14 protein-coding genes and 1 pseudogene are annotated in these 15,642 nt (G+C 67.2%); 10 read left to right on the top strand and 5 right to left on the bottom strand.

All coding sequences use genetic code 11. The features are described from left to right. Nucleotides 1–132: 132 nt before the first annotated feature. The 6 genes from cheY to flhA all read left to right on the top strand — a co-directional run bounded on the left by cheY (nucleotide 133) and on the right by flhA (nucleotide 7,367). Nucleotides 133–528 carry a chemotaxis response regulator CheY gene (cheY, locus tag G5S35_RS14105; RefSeq protein ID WP_065065604.1) on the top strand — a complete coding sequence of 132 codons (396 nt, stop codon included), beginning with the start codon at nucleotides 133–135 and terminating at the stop codon, nucleotides 526–528. Between the two features lies 1 nt (nucleotide 529). Beyond that, nucleotides 530–1,240 carry a protein phosphatase CheZ gene (gene cheZ / locus G5S35_RS14100; RefSeq protein ID WP_065065605.1) on the top strand — a complete coding sequence of 237 codons (711 nt, stop codon included), beginning with the start codon at nucleotides 530–532 and terminating at the stop codon, nucleotides 1,238–1,240. A 573-nt stretch (nucleotides 1,241–1,813) separates the two neighbouring features. Continuing rightward, nucleotides 1,814–2,332 carry a DUF2844 domain-containing protein gene (locus G5S35_RS14095; RefSeq protein WP_124262288.1) on the top strand — a complete coding sequence of 173 codons (519 nt, stop codon included), beginning with the start codon at nucleotides 1,814–1,816 and terminating at the stop codon, nucleotides 2,330–2,332. Nucleotides 2,333–2,349: 17 nt separating this feature from the next. After that, nucleotides 2,350–3,669 carry a DUF3443 domain-containing protein gene (locus G5S35_RS14090; protein ID WP_237181297.1) on the top strand — a complete coding sequence of 440 codons (1,320 nt, stop codon included), beginning with the start codon at nucleotides 2,350–2,352 and terminating at the stop codon, nucleotides 3,667–3,669. A 315-nt stretch (nucleotides 3,670–3,984) separates the two neighbouring features. Further along, nucleotides 3,985–5,271, top strand: coding sequence for a flagellar biosynthesis protein FlhB (gene flhB / locus G5S35_RS14085; protein WP_065065661.1), 1,287 nt, complete (start codon nucleotides 3,985–3,987; stop codon nucleotides 5,269–5,271). Next, nucleotides 5,268–7,367, top strand: coding sequence for a flagellar biosynthesis protein FlhA (gene flhA, locus G5S35_RS14080; RefSeq protein ID WP_065065607.1), 2,100 nt, complete (start codon nucleotides 5,268–5,270; stop codon nucleotides 7,365–7,367). Before flhB ends, flhA begins: the two co-directional genes overlap by 4 nt. A gap of 75 nt (nucleotides 7,368–7,442) precedes the next feature. On the opposite strand, the gene G5S35_RS14075 is transcribed toward flhA, so the two are convergent. Both G5S35_RS14075 and G5S35_RS14070 read right to left on the bottom strand, forming a co-directional pair. Beyond that, the gene (locus G5S35_RS14075) at nucleotides 7,443–7,733 is read right to left on the bottom strand and encodes a type II toxin-antitoxin system RelE family toxin (protein WP_065065608.1); all 291 of its coding nucleotides are present in this window, start codon (nucleotides 7,731–7,733) and stop codon (nucleotides 7,443–7,445) included. Further along, nucleotides 7,720–7,962 carry a type II toxin-antitoxin system Phd/YefM family antitoxin gene (locus tag G5S35_RS14070; RefSeq protein ID WP_074982803.1) on the bottom strand — a complete coding sequence of 81 codons (243 nt, stop codon included), beginning with the start codon at nucleotides 7,960–7,962 and terminating at the stop codon, nucleotides 7,720–7,722. The genes G5S35_RS14075 and G5S35_RS14070 overlap by 14 nt, the downstream gene beginning before the upstream one ends. Before the next feature lie 409 nt (nucleotides 7,963–8,371). Here G5S35_RS14070 and flhF point away from each other — a divergent pair, with 409 nt between their 5' ends. From flhF to G5S35_RS14055, 3 genes and pseudogenes are all read left to right on the top strand, one after another. Continuing rightward, nucleotides 8,372–10,432, top strand: a complete 2,061-nt coding sequence (gene flhF / locus G5S35_RS14065; RefSeq protein WP_065065610.1) for a flagellar biosynthesis GTPase FlhF — start codon at nucleotides 8,372–8,374, stop codon at nucleotides 10,430–10,432. Further along, nucleotides 10,425–11,207 (top strand): annotated as a pseudogene (locus G5S35_RS14060) (MinD/ParA family ATP-binding protein); the annotation flags it as partial. The gene flhF and the pseudogene G5S35_RS14060, both read left to right, overlap by 8 nt. A 390-nt stretch (nucleotides 11,208–11,597) precedes the next feature. After that, nucleotides 11,598–12,329 (top strand): RNA polymerase sigma factor FliA, encoded by a 732-nt coding sequence (locus G5S35_RS14055; protein WP_065065662.1) that lies wholly within the window; start codon nucleotides 11,598–11,600, stop codon nucleotides 12,327–12,329. Nucleotides 12,330–12,561: 232 nt separating this feature from the next. Here the strand turns inward: G5S35_RS14055 and G5S35_RS14050 are convergent, their stop codons facing one another. The 3 genes from G5S35_RS14050 to flgA form a co-directional block, all read right to left on the bottom strand. After that, the gene (locus G5S35_RS14050; protein WP_065065611.1) at nucleotides 12,562–13,008 is read right to left on the bottom strand and encodes a flagella synthesis protein FlgN; all 447 of its coding nucleotides are present in this window, start codon (nucleotides 13,006–13,008) and stop codon (nucleotides 12,562–12,564) included. A 42-nt stretch (nucleotides 13,009–13,050) separates the two neighbouring features. Next, nucleotides 13,051–13,410: a flagellar biosynthesis anti-sigma factor FlgM gene (flgM, locus tag G5S35_RS14045; protein WP_065065612.1), complete on the bottom strand. Its 360-nt coding sequence runs from the start codon at nucleotides 13,408–13,410 to the stop codon at nucleotides 13,051–13,053. Nucleotides 13,411–13,558: 148 nt separating this feature from the next. Next, on the bottom strand, nucleotides 13,559–14,866 hold the full coding sequence (gene flgA / locus G5S35_RS14040) for a flagellar basal body P-ring formation chaperone FlgA (protein WP_237181296.1): 1,308 nt from the start codon (nucleotides 14,864–14,866) through the stop codon (nucleotides 13,559–13,561). A 227-nt stretch (nucleotides 14,867–15,093) separates the two neighbouring features. On the opposite strand from flgA, the gene G5S35_RS14035 reads away from it, so the two are divergent. Next, nucleotides 15,094–15,597 (top strand): flagellar basal body protein, encoded by a 504-nt coding sequence (locus G5S35_RS14035; protein ID WP_065065614.1) that lies wholly within the window; start codon nucleotides 15,094–15,096, stop codon nucleotides 15,595–15,597. Nucleotides 15,598–15,642: the final 45 nt, after the last annotated feature.

The raw sequence follows: 15,642 nt of genomic DNA, 5'->3' as shown, positions 1-15,642 counted from the left end.
GGGCGCGTACTTTTACGAGAGATCGTGTGGCTTTATAAGGCTTACACGATCGATCACGATTAATTTATCTGGATAGGCGTCGCGCTTGTCTGGATAATTGCCCAGGTTTTAGCCTGGAGGAATGGAACCGAGATGGACAAGGGAATGAAGATTCTGGTGGTGGACGACTTTCCGACGATGCGCCGGATCGTCCGCAACCTGCTCAAGGAACTGGGCTATGCGAACGTCGACGAAGCCGAAGACGGCGCAGCGGGCCTCGCGCGCCTGCGCGGCGGCAACTACGAGTTCGTGATTTCCGACTGGAACATGCCGAACCTCGACGGCCTCGCGATGCTCAAGGAAATCCGCGCCGACGCTTCGCTGTCGCACCTGCCGGTGCTGATGGTGACGGCCGAGTCGAAGAAGGAAAACATCATCGCCGCGGCCCAGGCTGGCGCGAGCGGCTACGTCGTCAAGCCGTTCACGGCTGCGACGCTCGACGAGAAGCTCAACAAGATTCTCGAAAAGATGGCGAAGACCGGGAGCTGACGTGAACGAGCCCATTGATGCGGCGCACGACGGCGCTGCGGAGTCGGGCGATCTCGCGACGGACCGCATCCTCGCGCGCATCGGCCAGCTGACGCGCACGTTGCGCGATTCGATGCGCGAGCTCGGTCTCGACAAGCACGTGGAGCGCGCCGCCGAAGCGGTGCCCGACGCGCGGGACCGGCTGCGCTACGTCGCCAACATGACGGAGCAGGCCGCCGAGCGCGTGTTGTCGGCCATCGAGGTCGCCAAACCGATGCAGGAACAGGTCGAAGCCGACGCCAAGGTGCTGTCGTCGCGCTGGGCGACCTGGTACGACGCGCCGATCGGCCGCGAGGAAGTCCGCTCGCTGATGGACGACACGCGCCAGTTCCTCGACGGCGTGCCGCAAGTCACCACGGCGACGAATCAGCAACTGCTCGAAATCATGCTCGCGCAGGATTTCCAGGATCTGACCGGCCAGGTGATCAAGAAGATCATGGACGTGGTCTATGTGATCGAGCAGCAACTGCTGACGGTGCTGGTCGAGAACATCGCGCCCGAGCGGCGCGAGCAGTTCGCGGCCACGGCCGCGCTGCTGGCGGAGGCGCAGGCTAGCAGCACGGGCAGCCCGGAAGGCCTGCTCAACGGCCCGCAGATCAATCCGGAAGGCAAGACCGACGTCGTGCAGGACCAGGCGCAGGTCGACGATCTGCTCGCAAGCCTCGGTTTCTAAGCCGGGGCAGGAAGGACAGGCAGTACAGGCTGAACAAATCGGAACAAGCGGGAAAGCAGGGCTGGCGCAACAGAACGGAATACACAGGCAGCCGGACGCGGCGGTGAGGTGGGGAACGCCCGCCGCCATGCACGAGACCATGTCGGCGCGCTGCGCCGCAACATGGCTGCGTCTGGCCAAACAGCCATCTGTCGTGTGTAATCTTCGACAGGCATACTAGACAACGAACGCTGTTGTCCCGCCGCGGCGCGTGTCGCGGTGGAGTCAGACAGCGCAGCCAGCCGCTTCCCGTTTTGCCGTCGCCCCGGTTCGACTGCTCGACTTTTCGGCCGGGACGTCGCGCCACAGGCGGGAGCGTGCCACCGAGAGAAAGGGAGGGCCGCCTTGTATCCGCAAGCCTCGTCCGTCGCATCCGCCGCGACCCGCCGTGCCGGTTCGTCCGGCTCGCGTCTGTCTGTTTGTTCTTCGGTTTTTCAACGCGGGCTTAAGTCCGGGTTCAAGCCGACCGCGAATTCGGCTTCCGCTTCGCATTCCCATTCCGCATTAACGGTTTTTGGCACACTGCAACACGCCATGGCAGCGCTCGTCTGCGCGGCGGGTGTGCTGTGTGTTGCCCAGCCGGCCAGCGCCGCGCTCGGCGGCGCGCCCATGGCCACGCCGGCCGGCGCGACCGTCGGCGCGCCCAGCGCCGCGAATACGGCCGTGTCCGCCGTGAAGCGGCAGGCTGTGCTGGCGAGCGCCGCGGCGGCGTCCACCACCTCGACGACTTCCGGTACGTCGGCCTACACGGTGCGCGAAACCACGCTCGCCAACGGCACCGTCGTGCGCGAGTATCTTTCGTCGGCGGGCACGGTGTTCGGCGTCGCGTGGAACGGGCCGCAGCCGCCCGACCTCGCCTCGCTGCTCGGCAGCTACTTTCCGCAATATGTCGCCGGCGTGAAGGCCAATCGCGCGGCGGGCGTGCGCGGGCCGGGCGCGGTCGACAGCAGCGCGCTCGTGGTCCATTCGGGCGGCCACATGGGCGCGTTCTCGGGCGAGGCGTGGCTGCCGCAGGCGCTGCCGTCGGGCGTCAGCGCCTCCGACATTCAATGACGAACGGGAGACGACGCGTGTACACCATCGGCATCTCCAAGGCAGTCGGACGCGCCCTGCGCGAAAGTCCCGTCATCGTCCGCGGCGCGTTGCTGGCCGCGTGTTTCGCGCTCGCGGCGGACCTCGCGGCCTGCGGCGGCGGCGGCGGATCGGACAGCAACTCGAGCAGCAGCAGCGCCGGCAACACCTCGCAACTGCCCGCCGGCCCCACGCAGCAGCCCATCGCCGTCGGCGCCGCCAATACCGTGGGCGTCACGGTCAATGCCGGCATCACCGGCAACATGCCGAACATTCCCACCATCAGCGTGACGGTGTGCGCGGCCGGCACGAGCACCTGCCAGACCATCAACAACGTTCAGGTCGATACGGCGTCGTACGGGCTGCGCATCGCCGCTTCCGCGCTCAACAACACGATGACGAGCGCGCTGCCGCTCACGACCGCGTCCTCGGGCGGCACGCTCGCCGAGTGCACGGCGTTCGCCGACGGCTACACGTGGGGCACGGTGCGCAACGCCGACGTGACGATCGGCGGCGAAAAAGCCAGCAACATTGCGATCCAGGTGATCGGCGACCTCAGCACGAGCAGCGTGCCGCAAGCCTGCGCGAGCTACGGCAGTTCGCAGAACTCGACGCAGGATCTGGGCGCGAACGGGCTGATCGGCATCGGCGTGGCGCCGTGGGATTGCGGCTCGCGCTGCGCGACCAACATCAGCAACAGCAGCAGCTACTACAGTTGCCCGGGCGGCACCAATTGCAGCACCGTCGCGGTCGCGACCAGCGCGCAGGTCGCCAATCCCGTCGCGCACTTCGCGACCGACAACAACGGCGTGATCCTGCAGATGGCCCCCGTGTCGCAGACGGGCCAGGCCAGCGCGACCGGCACGCTGGTGTTCGGCATCGGCACGCAGTCGAACAACACGATGAGCGCCAGCCAGAGCTTCGCGACCGACCAGTGGGGCGATGTCGTCGGCAACTACAAGGGGCGCTCGCTCGCGGCGTTCCTCGATTCGGGTTCGAACGGCCTGTTCTTCAACGACAGCTCGATCGCGCAGTGCGGCGGCAATCTCGGCACCTTCTATTGCCCGTCCACGCCGCTCGCGCTCTCGGCGACGCTGACCGATCTCAACAACAAGTCGGCGACCGTGAACTTCAACGTGGTGAGCGCCCAGGTCCTGCTCGGCAGCGGCAGCAATTTCGTCGCGAACGATCTCGCGGGCGAGTTCGGCTCGAACGCGAACCTCGACCTCGGTCTGCCGTTCTTCTACGGCCGCTACGTCTATTACGGATACGACCAGACCGCCACCGGCGGCACGCAGACGCCTTACTTCGCGTTCTGAGCGCCCTGAATGCCCGAATGCCCGAATGCCCGAATGCCCGAATGCCTCGCGCCGCCCCCACGCGGCGTGAGGCGTTTTCGTTCATTCCCTCATTATTGCGACGACCCACCACGCCCGCGTCAAACCCGCGCTAAACCCGCCCGCGCGCCTTCCCGCGCCGGTTCCGGCCGCCCATCCGGCGAAATACCCCGGTTTCACCGCCTTACTCCGCCAATCGCCGCTTGCTCCGCGCGGCAATAATCGCTCTCACTGAAAAAGGCTGTGCGCCGTCACCGTTGGGGTGGCGGACCGCGCGCGGCGCCGACCGGAGCATCCGTGGCAGAGGACAGCGACCTCGAAAAAACCGAATCAGCCACTCCCAAGCGCCTCGAAAAGGCGCGTGAGGAGGGGCAGGTTGCGCGTTCGCGGGAGCTTTCCACGTTCGCGTTGCTGTCGGCGGGATTCTTCGGCATCTGGCTGCTGTCGGGCACGATCGGCGAGCATTTGCAGGCGATGCTGCGCGGCGCGCTGACGTTCAACCACGACAGCGCTTTCGAAACCAAACGCATGCTCACGGGCGCCGGCGTGGCCTCGCGCGAGGGCTTGATGGCGCTGTTCCCGGTGCTCGCGCTCACGGGCGCGGCCGCGCTGCTCGCGCCGATGGCGCTCGGCGGCTGGCTCTTTTCCACCAAGTCGCTCGAATTGAAGTTCGACCGGCTGAACCCGATTTCGGGTCTCGGCCGCATCTTCTCGATCAACGGTCCGATCCAGCTCGGCATGTCGATGGTGAAGACGATCATGGTCGGCGCGATCGGCGGCTCGGCCGTCTGGAATCGCCGCGACGAGATTCTCGGCCTCGCGATGCAGCCCGCGCCGCGCGCGTTCGCCGATGCGTTTCACCTGATCGCCGTGTGCTGCGGCACGACCGTCGCGGGTATGTTCGTGGTGGCCGCCCTCGACGTGCCGTATCAGCTCTGGTCGTATCACCGCAAGCTGCGCATGACGAAGGAAGAAGTGAAGCGCGAGCATCGCGAGAACGAAGGCGATCCGCACGTGAAGGGCCGCATTCGCCAGCAGCAGCGCGCGATGGCGCGCCGCCGCATGATGGCGCAGATTCCGAAGGCCGACGTGGTGGTGACCAACCCGACGCACTTCGCGGTCGCGATCCAGTACACCGACGGCGAAATGCGCGCCCCGAAGGTCATCGCCAAGGGCGTTAACCTCGTGGCCGCGCGCATCCGCGACCTGGCCACCGAGCACAATGTGCCGCTGCTCGAAGCGCCGCCGCTGGCGCGCGCGCTCTATTACAACGTCGATCTGAACCGCGAGATTCCCGGCCCGCTCTACGGCGCGGTCGCGCAGGTGCTCGCGTGGGTCTATCAGCTCAAACGCTTCCGCGAACACGGCGGCGACGTGCCGATGGCGCCGACCGATCTCGACGTGCCGGCCGACCTCGACAAGGGCGCCGTGAGCGACGACGACGCCGCCGAAGAGGCCGACGACGCGCTCTCGCCCGAGGATCGCGCAGCCGCCGACGCCGCGCGCAACGCCAACACCACCGCATCGAACCCCGCAGGCCGCGCCGACACCGCGCGCGGCGGCAATGAAGGAGCAACAGAATGAACGCCCGCACCGGTTTCCTGTCGCGGCGCCCGGAGGTGCTGCAAAGCACGAATCTGCGCGCGCTGGCAGGGCCGATCCTGATCTGCATGATCCTCGGCATGATGATCCTGCCGTTGCCGCCGTTCCTGCTGGATCTGCTGTTCACCTTCAATATCGCGCTTTCGGTGATGGTGCTGCTCGTCAGCATGTACACCATGAAGCCGCTCGATTTCGCGGCGTTCCCGAGCGTGCTGCTGTTCTCCACGCTGCTGCGCCTGTCGCTGAACGTGGCGTCCACGCGCGTCGTGCTGCTCGAAGGCCACACCGGCCCCGGCGCGGCCGGTCAGGTGATCGAGTCGTTCGGCCACTTCCTCGTCGGCGGCAACTTCGCCGTGGGTATCGTGGTGTTCGTGATCCTGATGGTGATCAACTTCATGGTGATCACGAAGGGCGCGGGCCGTATCGCGGAAGTGTCGGCGCGCTTCACGCTCGACGCGATGCCCGGCAAGCAGATGGCGATCGACGCCGATCTGAACGCCGGTCTCATCAACGAAGAAGCCGCCCGCAAGCGCCGTACGGAAATCGCCCAGGAAGCCGAGTTCTACGGCTCGATGGACGGTGCGAGCAAGTTCGTGCGCGGCGATGCGATCGCCGGTCTGCTGATCATGGCGATCAACATCATCGGCGGCCTGATCGTCGGCGTGGTGCAGCACGGCATGCCGTTCGCGGCGGCGGGCGAGACCTACACGCTGCTGACGATCGGTGACGGTCTCGTCGCGCAGATCCCGTCGCTCGTGATCTCGACGGCCGCCGGCGTGATCGTCTCGCGCGTGGCGACCAACGAAGACATCGGCACGCAGCTGACCGGCCAGCTCTTCACGAATCCGCGCGTGCTGTTGATCACGGGTTCGATCATCCTGATGATGGGCCTGATTCCGGGCATGCCGCACTTCGCGTTCTTGCTGCTGGGCGGCGGCGCGATCCAGCTTGGCCGCGTGATGAAGAAGGCCGCCGAGGCGAAGAAGGCGAGCAGCGTGCTCGCGGATATCGCGCCGGCCGCCGTCGCGCCGGTCGAGAACACCGAGGCGAGCTGGGACGACGTCACGCTCATCGATACGCTCGGTCTCGAAGTGGGCTATCGCATCATTCCGCTCGTCGACAAGAACACCGACGGCGAACTGCTCAAGCGCATCAAGAGCATCCGCAAGAAGTTCGCGCAGGAAATCGGTTTCCTGCCGCCGGTCATTCATATTCGCGACAACCTGGAACTGCGTCCGAACGCTTACCGCATCGCGCTCAAGGGCGTGGAAGTGGGCACCGGCGAGGCGTTCCCGGGCCAGTGGCTCGCGATCAATCCGGGTCAGGTGAGCGCGGTGCTGCCGGGCATGCCGACCACCGATCCGGCGTTCGGGCTGCCCGCCATCTGGATCGATTCGAACATGCGCGAACAGGCGCAGGTGTTCGGCTACACGGTGGTCGATTCGAGCACCGTGGTGGCGACTCACCTGAACCACCTCGTGGTGACGCATGCCGCCGAACTGCTCGGCCGCCGCGAAGTGCAGTCGCTGCTCGAACGCGTGCAGAAGGACACGCCGTCGCTCGTGGACGACCTCGTGCCGAAGGTGCTGTCGATCACGACGCTGCAGAAAGTGCTGCAGAACCTGCTGGAAGAAGGCGTGCCAATCCGCGACATGCGCACGATCATGGAATCGCTTTCCGAGCACACGCCGCGCTTGACCGACGCGCACGATCTCACGGCGGCGGTGCGCATCTCGCTGGGCCGCGCGATCACACAGCAGTGGTTCCCGGGCAGCGGCGACATGCAGGTGATGGGGCTCGATGCGAATCTGGAGCGCGTGCTCTCGCAGACGCTGACCTCGGGCCCGAATCCGGGCCTGGAACCGGGCCTCGCGCACACGCTGCTTACGCAGACCGAAGCGGCGATGCAGCGTCAGCAGGCGATGGGCTTGTCGCCGGTGCTGCTGGTGCAGCATGCGCTGCGTCCGATGCTCTCGCGCTTCCTGCGCCGCAGCTTGCCGCAGCTCAAGGTGCTCTCGTATGCCGAGGTGCCCGATACGCGCAACGTGCGCGTGGTGAACGTGGTGGGGACGAACTGAGGGTGAGTTTGCAGTGAATTTCTGGAAAGCCCGCCGGGAGGTTTCTGGCGGGCTTTTTTGCGTCATGGCTGCGGTTCAGCGCAGACGCGTATGCGCCTTGCGGTACGCCTCGCGCGCTTCACGCCTGCCGACGGCAATCACGAGCACGACGAGTTCGCCCTCTATCACGCGATACACGAGCCGGTAGCCCGAGGCCACGAGCTTGATCTTGTAGCAATCCGGCAGCCCGGCGAGACGCGCCGATTCAACGTGCGGCGCGCGCAGACGCTCCGCCAGTTTCTTGCGGAACTGCTCGCGCACGGTGGCGTCGAGATGCTGCCATTCCTTGAGCGCGGACTTGAAGAACTTCAGGTCATAGATCGTCAAGCTTGACGCTCACGATTTCGTCGCCGCTGCGTGAGCGGACGAGTTCGGCCAGCTCGATGTCTTCGAGCCGGTCGCAGATGGCTTCCCACTCGCTCGCGGGGATCAGGTAGGCCACCGGCTTGTTGCGGTTGAGGATGGCGACGGGGCCGTCGGCTTTCTCGATTGCAGCCATGGGATTCATCTTCAGTTCGCTGATACCTATCGAGGCTCTTGCCAGAATGCTTTCCATCGTACGGACTCCTGAAGCGCGGCGAATAAAATGCTCCCGGCGCCTAGTGACGCCGATCAATCGACCAGATTATAGGTCAAATGGTTAGTCGCTTATTTGGTCGATCCATCCGTGCGGCGACGCCCCCGCTGCGAGTCGGCAAGCTTCTCGCCACGTTCGGCGCGCGCTCGACGCCGCGCTCGCCCCCTCGACCGCCGTCGTCCGATGCACCGCGCACCCCGCCGTGCGCCGCGCCCGCGGCCCATCCCCCGAATTGCCCACATTTCCCCGTCCTGATCCACCGATCGTAGAAGGCTCACCTTCGAAATAATTCCAACATCGGAGAAGGGCATGCGCGACGCGCGGCTCGCAGTGATCCAGTGCAATCGACCGGCGGCGCCAGGCCGCTCACCTCAATCAGGGGCATAGCTTGAACATTCGCAAATTCATCGGTGGCAATAGCCGCGACGCTTTGCGCCTCGTGCGCGAGGCGCTGGGTGCGGACGCCGTCGTGCTGTCGAACCGCACGCTCGACGACGGCAGCGTCGAGATCGTCGCGCTCGCCGACAGCGACCTCGCGGCGATCGCGCCTGCGGAAGGTGCGGCGGGTGCAGCGGCCCTCGGTGCGGCGTTCGGCGGTTTGCCCTTTGGTGGTTCGTCGTCGCAAGGCGGTGCGCCGTCGCAGAACGGCGGCGCGTTCGCGCAGAAGCCGGCGCGTCTCGCGCTGCCTGCGGCTGCGTCGTCGACGCCTGTGTCGGGCAATCCCTACGCGAGCGGCGTGCCGGACGTGTTCTCGTCGGTGTTCGGCGCGAGCCCGGAAGTCGGCGCGGACCCCGCTGCCGCAGCCGCCGCCGACGAGCACGCCGACGCCGATAACGGCGACGACGCAGGCGTCTCGCTCGCGCAATCGATCCAAGCCAGGACCGCTCCGAACGACGCGCCCGAAGTCCCGGCGCAGCCGTTCGCCGCGTCGCGGGCGGCCGCCGGCCAGCACGCCCAGCAATCGACGATGCCGCCGACCGCGCAAGCCATGCAGTCGCAGCAGGCCACGCAGCCCTTCGGCACGCTGAAGGCCGCGCCCGCTGCGAGCCAGACGTCGGCGCGCGACGCCGCGTCGCTGCTCGAACAGGCGGTGTCGCAGTCGTTCCCGCAGTCGTTCCAGGAGTCGGGCGCGCCGCGCACGATGGCCGAAACGAATCCCTGGCTGATCGACCACGCGCGTCGCATCGCCAGCCAGCAGAACGGCCAGGACACGCGCACGCCGGGCCTCACGCCCGCCGCCGCGATGGCGCGCGGCTTCGGCACGACCGCCGATCCCGTGCATCCCGCCGACGTCGACGCCACGCAGCCCGACTGGGCGCTCAAGGCCGCCCACGTCGCGGCTCGCCGCGCGGCCCGCAGCATCGGCCAGAGCGCCGACGCCGCCGGTCCCGCGCCCGACGAAGACGGCGCGAAGTCGTCCGCCACGGCGGCGACCGTCAGCGAAGCGATTCGCGCGCGCATCGAGCAGGTGGTCAACGAAACGGTGATGAACGAACTGGCCTCCATGCGCGGCATGATGGAAGAGCAGTTCGCCGGTCTGCTGTGGGGCGAGCGCCAGCGCCGCAGCCCGGTGCAGGGCGCGCTCACCAAACAGCTTTTCGCGGCCGGTTTTTCGGCGCAGCTCGTCAAGATGATGATCGAGCGCCTGCCGGACGTGGAGACCGAGGAAGCCGGCATGGAATGGCTCCAGTCGGTGCTCGAATCGAATCTTCCCGTGCTGGAAGACGAAGAAGCGCTGATGGAGCGCGGCGGCGTGTTCGCGCTGATGGGCCCGACGGGCGTCGGCAAGACCACGACCACGGCCAAGCTCGCCGCGCGCTGCGTGATGCGCTTCGGCGCGAGCAAGGTTGCGCTGCTCACGACCGACAGCTACCGGATCGGCGGCCACGAGCAACTGCGCATCTTCGGCAAGATCCTCGGTGTGTCCGTGCACGCGGTGCGCGACGGCGCGGATCTGCAACTCGCGCTCACCGAACTCAAGAACAAGCACATCGTGCTGATCGACACGATCGGCATGAGCCAGCGCGACCGCGCCGTGGCCGACCAGATCGCCATGCTCTGCGGCGCGGGCCGTCCGGTGCGGCGCCTTCTGCTGCTCTCGGCGACCAACCACGGCGACACGCTCAACGAAGTCGTGCAGGCCTACCAGAGCGGTCCGGACAACTCGCCGCTCACCGGCTGCATCCTCACCAAGCTCGACGAGGCGACCAACCTCGGCAGCACGCTCGACACGGTCCTGCGCTACAAGCTGCCGGTGCACTACGTCTCGACCGGCCAGAAGGTGCCCGAGAACCTGTACGTGGCCACGCGCCGCTTCCTGATTCGCAGCGCGTTCTGCGTGCCGCGCGACCGCTCGCCGTTCGTGCCGCACGAGGACGACATTCCTGCATTGCTCTCCGCGCTGTCGAATCGTTCGAACGCGCAAGCACCCGAGGTCCGGTTTGGATAAGTTCGTGATCGATCAGGCCGAAGGCCTGCGGCGTCTGCTTGCGCGAGAAGGCTCGCGCGTGATCGCGGTGACAGGCGGCCCCGGCGCGCCGGGACGCACGACCGCCGTGATCAATCTGGCGGCGGCGCTGACCGGCCATGGCAAGGACGTGCTCGTCATCGACGAATGTCTCGGGCCGCGCTCGGTGAGCGCGCTGCTCGGCGGCATTCGCGGCGCGGGCAACTTCGCGGCGGTGATGCGCGGCGAGATGGGGCTCGACGAAGCCGCGGGGCGTCACGCGCTCGGCTTTCGCGTGCTGGCCGTCTCGCGCGAGCATCGCTCGCAGTACACCAGCGCGCAACTGAACAAGGTGCTGACCGGCCCGGCTGACATCGTCCTCATCGACGCCCAGCTCGACGCCGACGGCGCACTGTCGCCGCTCGCGATGCACGCGCACGACGTGCTGATCGTCATGCGCGTCGCCGCGCAGGCGATCACCGACGCCTACGCGTGCATGAAACGGCTGCACTTCGCGCACGCGATTGGCCAGTTCCGCGTGCTCGCGAACCACGTGGCGAGCGCGACCGACGCGCACGCCGCGTTCGACAACCTCGCGGGCGTCGCCAGCCGCTACCTGACGGTCTCGCTCGAGAACGCCGGGTGCGTGGCCGCCGACCCGCACATGCCGCGTGCGGTGCAACTGTCGCGCTGCATCGTCGACGCCTTCCCTTCGACGGCCGCCGCGCGGGATTTCCGCCATGTGGCCGCCGAACTGCCGCATTGGCCGATGCGCCCGGCGCTGTCCGCGCGCTCGTCCAATGCGGCGGATTTCGCCGAAGCGGTGGCGTCGTCGGATGCCGAAGTCAAGGCGGCGCGCGCGAGCGCGGCCGCAGCGGCTTCGGCCGGGCAGATGAACGCCGCGGCCGCGAGCCACGCCAACGTGCCGCGCGCGCCGATCGTCGAGACCGCGCCTGCCGGCGTGGCCGCCGCCGCCGTCTCGGCGCACGCGGCACATGCAGCACAAACCGAATCATTCGTTTCGACCGTCACAGGCGTCCCATCCGCGCCCGCGCCGGCCCACGCCGGATGGCGGGCGGACCCGCCCGTGCAGCGCCCCGCGCCGCAGCACGCATGACGTGCGGCGGACGACAGGCGCAGCAAGGGAAAAGAGAAGCAGGAGAGCATGATGTATAACGCTCAAGGAAAAATTTCGCAGGCCGATGTCCTCGCGAAATACGCGCCGCTGGTCAGGCGTCTGGGTCTGCAGCTCGTGGCGAAAATGCCTGCGAGCGTGGATCTGGACGACCTCATCCAGGCCGGCATGATCGGTCTGATGGATGCGGCCAACCGCTACAAGGAAGACCAGGGCGCGCAGTTCGAGACCTACGCGAGCCAGCGCATCCGCGGGGCGATGCTCGACGAGTTGCGCAGCAACGACTGGCTGCCGCGCAGCCTGCGCCGCACCTCGCGCGAGGTGGAGAGCGCCGTGCATCAGGTGGAGCAGCGGCTCGGACGCTCGGCGAGCGAAACCGAGATCGCCGACCATCTGAGCATGCCGCTCGACGAGTATCAGTCGATGCTGCAGGACCTGCATGGCAGCCAGCTGATCTACTACGAAGACTTCGACCGTTCCGCCGAGGACGAGCCGTTCCTCGACCGCTATTGCGTCGATCACTCGGATCCGCTCTCGGCGCTGCTCGACGACAGCCTGCGCGGCGCGCTCGTCGAAGCGATCGAACGCCTGCCCGAGCGCGAGAAGCTGCTCATGTCGCTCTACTACGAGCGCGGCATGAACCTGCGCGAGATCGGCGCGGTGATGGAAGTGAGCGAGTCGCGCGTGTGCCAGTTGCACAGCCAGGCGGTGGCGCGTCTGCGTACGCGTCTGCGCGAGATGTCCTGGGCCGGCACCGAGAATTAAGCGGCGGCGGGTTCGGGGCGAGAAGAGCCGGAGTGTGCAAGCGCTCCGGTTTTTTTATGGGCGCTCGACTGCGCCGATGGCGTTCGCGACGCGCACGAAGCGATGCACAAAAGCGCACGGAGCACGCGCCAAAACAAAAAAGCCGAAGCAATCCGCTTCGGCTTTTTTTGTCGCTGCGCGGCGTTGTGCCGCGCGCTTTAATCCCGGCTCACAGCCCGTTTCACAACCCGTTTTACAACCCGAACGCGGGCAAACGGCCGTCGGGACCGTACAGCATCGTCGCGCCGGTATTGGTCTCGCCGCGCAGGATCGCCAGCGCACGGCGGTTATGTTCCATGCGCGTGCGGATCATCATGCCGATGGTGAGGTTCTGGCGTCGCGCACGCTCGGTCGAACCCTTGAGCAGCGCCCATTGACCCGTGAGACGCGTGTCGCCGTCGCAGGCCAGTTCGATGCCCTTGCGGCCGCCCGGCAGACCGAGACCGGCCAGCTGCGCGTCGCGCACCTTTTCGAGCCCGGCCAGGCGCTGCGTGAGCGTCGACTTCTGCTCGACGATCTGCGGCAGCGAATCCATGCCGTCGGCCGAGGTGAGCGCCTTCTCTTCGAAGGCGAGCAGCGACGCGAAAGCCTCAACAGCGGCGTGTTCGTCGATCAGTGTGGCGAGCAGGTCGTCTTTCATCGGTACCACCAGTCAAAGCGGATTGCGGGCCGGCGAAGGCGATCAGTTGCCCGTTGCCGGCTGCTTGATCAGACCGCGCGCCGTGTCGAGGATCCCATCGGCGATCTTGCCGGTGTCGATCTGCAGCGTGCCGTTCTTGATAGCGTCCTTGATCGACTGGACGTGATCCATGTCGATGTCGGCGCTATCGCTCGACGGCGCGGAACGCAGCGTCGAGGAAAGCGAGGAAAGGCTCACGTTGGCGTCTCCGGGAGTGCTGCCCGTCGACGCGGTGCTGGCGGACGCGGCGGGAGACGCCGTGCTGCCGGCGCCGATGGCGCTCGCGGTATCGCCTTGGCCGGTACGCGCCAGGCTGTCTTGCAGCGGGCGCGCTTCGTTGCGATTGGAGGTGTCGATGTTCACGATGGGGCTTCCTGATCCGTATGCCCTTGATAACGGCGGGCGCGGCGCGAACTTTAGCGGAAAAAGTCCCGGCGTTACATGCTGTTACGTGTGCTGGCGCACATGGCGCGCAGCCCCGTTTTGCGCCGTCCCGGCCGTTATTTCGACCCTAAATCTGGATCTCCACCGTCGAGGCGTCCTTCACGACGCCGCTGATGATCTGCCCGTTGGGCGTGCGCACGCGCACCATCTGTCCGGGCGCGGCATTGTTGAGCACGCTGCCTTCGGAGGAAATCGTGAAATTCGGGCCCACGGCGACCACCTTGACCGTCTGGCCGATGACCACCGACGAAGCGCTGCGCAGCATGTCGGAGCGCAGCGGCAGGCCTTGCGTGATGCGCATGAGCGCGACCGCGCCGTTGGCCTGTTGCGGATCGGTGATGATGGTCTGCGGCAGGCTCGCGAGGTCGCCGTCGCGCGGCAGGTAGTCGGCGGCGGAGAGCGCCTCGCCTGCGTTGATCTGACGCGCGGCCACGTAGTAGGTCACGTTGATCGCGATGCGGCCGATCACGTAGAGCGTCCACGGCTTCGCGCCCACGCAGCGCACGCCCACGGTCGTGCGGCCCCACATGCGCGCGCCCGGCGGCATGAACGGTTCGAGCGCGGCGCAGGCCGCGAGGCCGCGCGGGAAGACCTGCGCGACCGTGATGCTGACCTTGCCCGGCAAGCCCGCCGACTGCTGCTGGAGGAAGGCGAGGGCGGTGGCGCGGATGCGTTCGCCGTCCTCCTGACCCGGCGGCACCGCGGCGGCCTGGGCCTGCGCCTGCGCGGCGGCGTTCATCGATGCGGCGTTGGCGGCATTGGCATTCACGCTCACATTCGCGTTGACGGCGGCGCGCGGCGCGTAGCTCGCGCGCATGATCGCGCCGTTCGCGTTTGCGTTCGCGCTGGCATTCGTGGCGTTGATCCGGGCGGCATTGACCACCGCCGGCACATTCGGCTGCACGACACGCGGCGCGGCCTGCACCACCACCGGCGCGATCGCGCGTTGCGGCGTGCTCGCGGCGCCGGGCGCGCCGATGGTCACGATGCTGGGCGCGTCGTTCTGGGCGGCGGCGTTGCCGCGCTCGCCCGCGCCGGGGATCGTGATCATGCCGGCCTGTTGCGCTTCGGCTTCGGCGCGCGATTCTGCGTTGTTGTGCGTGAGCAGCGCCGCGCGATCGGCGTACGCCTTCGCGTTGGCGGCGGGATCGGCGGCCTTCGCGGGCTGCGCGAGCATCGCGGTCATTTTCGCGGCGTCCGAACCGGCGCGGTCGCCGGGGCCCGCGATGTAGATCTGCTGGCTGGACGCGCCGGACGCATCGCTTTGCGCCTGCGCCGCCGAAACGAAGCCCAGCACGCCGAACCATGCCGCCGTGACGGCCGCGAGCCGGTGCGCCGTCGCGCGTCGCGCGTTCGGGTTGGCAGTCTGCGGCATCGTCGTTCTCCCTCTATTGCATTGACACGCATCGCATTCTAGGCGTCGGCCCCCGCTCGCTAACGTCGAATAGAGGGGGGCTTTACCGGCTATTCGTCCGATTGGTTCTTGCGTCGCCCGCCTACTATTCCTCTCCATGCGAAAAGGCCTGCGCGGCCGATCCACCGGTTGGATGCGCACTGCATGCGCCAACGCAGCCTTTCATTTCGTGTAACGGAGAACGCCCGATGCTGGACAAACTCGATGCCGAATTCGCCTTTGGACGCGAAGCGCTCGATGTGCGCGCGACGCGCCAGGCGCTGATCTCGTCGAACATCGCGAACGCCGACACGCCTGGCTACCAGGCGCGCGACGTCGACTTCTCGTCCTCGCTCGCCGGCGCGCTGCGCCACGCTGGAGCGGGTTCGTCGGCCGGCGGCGCGGCAGGCAACTTCCAGCCGCTCGTGATGGCGCAGCCCGCGGGCGTGACGAGCGGCATGTCGATGGCCTCGACGGAAGCCGGCCACATGCCCGGCAACGCGAAGCTCGTCGCGACGGGCGGCCCGACCGAGGCGTATTCGAGCCCGGTGATGTACCGCAACCCGACGCAGCCCGCGCTCGACGGCAACACGGTCGACCTCGACACCGAACGCGTGCAGTTCGCGGACAACGCGCTGCACTTCGAGTCGGGCATGACCGTGCTCTCGAGCCAGATCAAGACGATGCTCTCGGCGATCCAGTCTGGCTCGTAAGCCGACCGCCGCACGCTACGCAAGAACACACCGCAGCATTTTGTG

This window comes from Paraburkholderia tropica (assembly GCF_014171495.1).
Classification (GTDB): Bacteria; Pseudomonadota; Gammaproteobacteria; order Burkholderiales; family Burkholderiaceae; genus Paraburkholderia; species Paraburkholderia tropica.
This window is presented reverse-complemented; position numbering and strand designations above follow the sequence as displayed.

Bases quoted from the DNA above. Each gene is read 5' to 3' on its own strand.
- cheY (WP_065065604.1), top strand. From the start codon at position 133: ATGGACAAGGGAATGAAGATTCTGGTGGTGGACGACTTTCCGACGATG.
- G5S35_RS14095 (WP_124262288.1), top strand. From the start codon at position 1,814: ATGGCAGCGCTCGTCTGCGCGGCGGGTGTGCTGTGTGTTGCCCAGCCG.
- flhA (WP_065065607.1), top strand. From the start codon at position 5,268: ATGAACGCCCGCACCGGTTTCCTGTCGCGGCGCCCGGAGGTGCTGCAA.
- G5S35_RS14070 (WP_074982803.1), bottom strand. From the start codon at position 7,962: ATGGAAAGCATTCTGGCAAGAGCCTCGATAGGTATCAGCGAACTGAAG.
- G5S35_RS14055 (WP_065065662.1), top strand. From the start codon at position 11,598: ATGTATAACGCTCAAGGAAAAATTTCGCAGGCCGATGTCCTCGCGAAA.
- G5S35_RS14050 (WP_065065611.1), bottom strand. From the start codon at position 13,008: ATGAAAGACGACCTGCTCGCCACACTGATCGACGAACACGCCGCTGTT.
- flgA (WP_237181296.1), bottom strand. From the start codon at position 14,866: ATGCCGCAGACTGCCAACCCGAACGCGCGACGCGCGACGGCGCACCGG.
- G5S35_RS14035 (WP_065065614.1), top strand. From the start codon at position 15,094: ATGCTGGACAAACTCGATGCCGAATTCGCCTTTGGACGCGAAGCGCTC.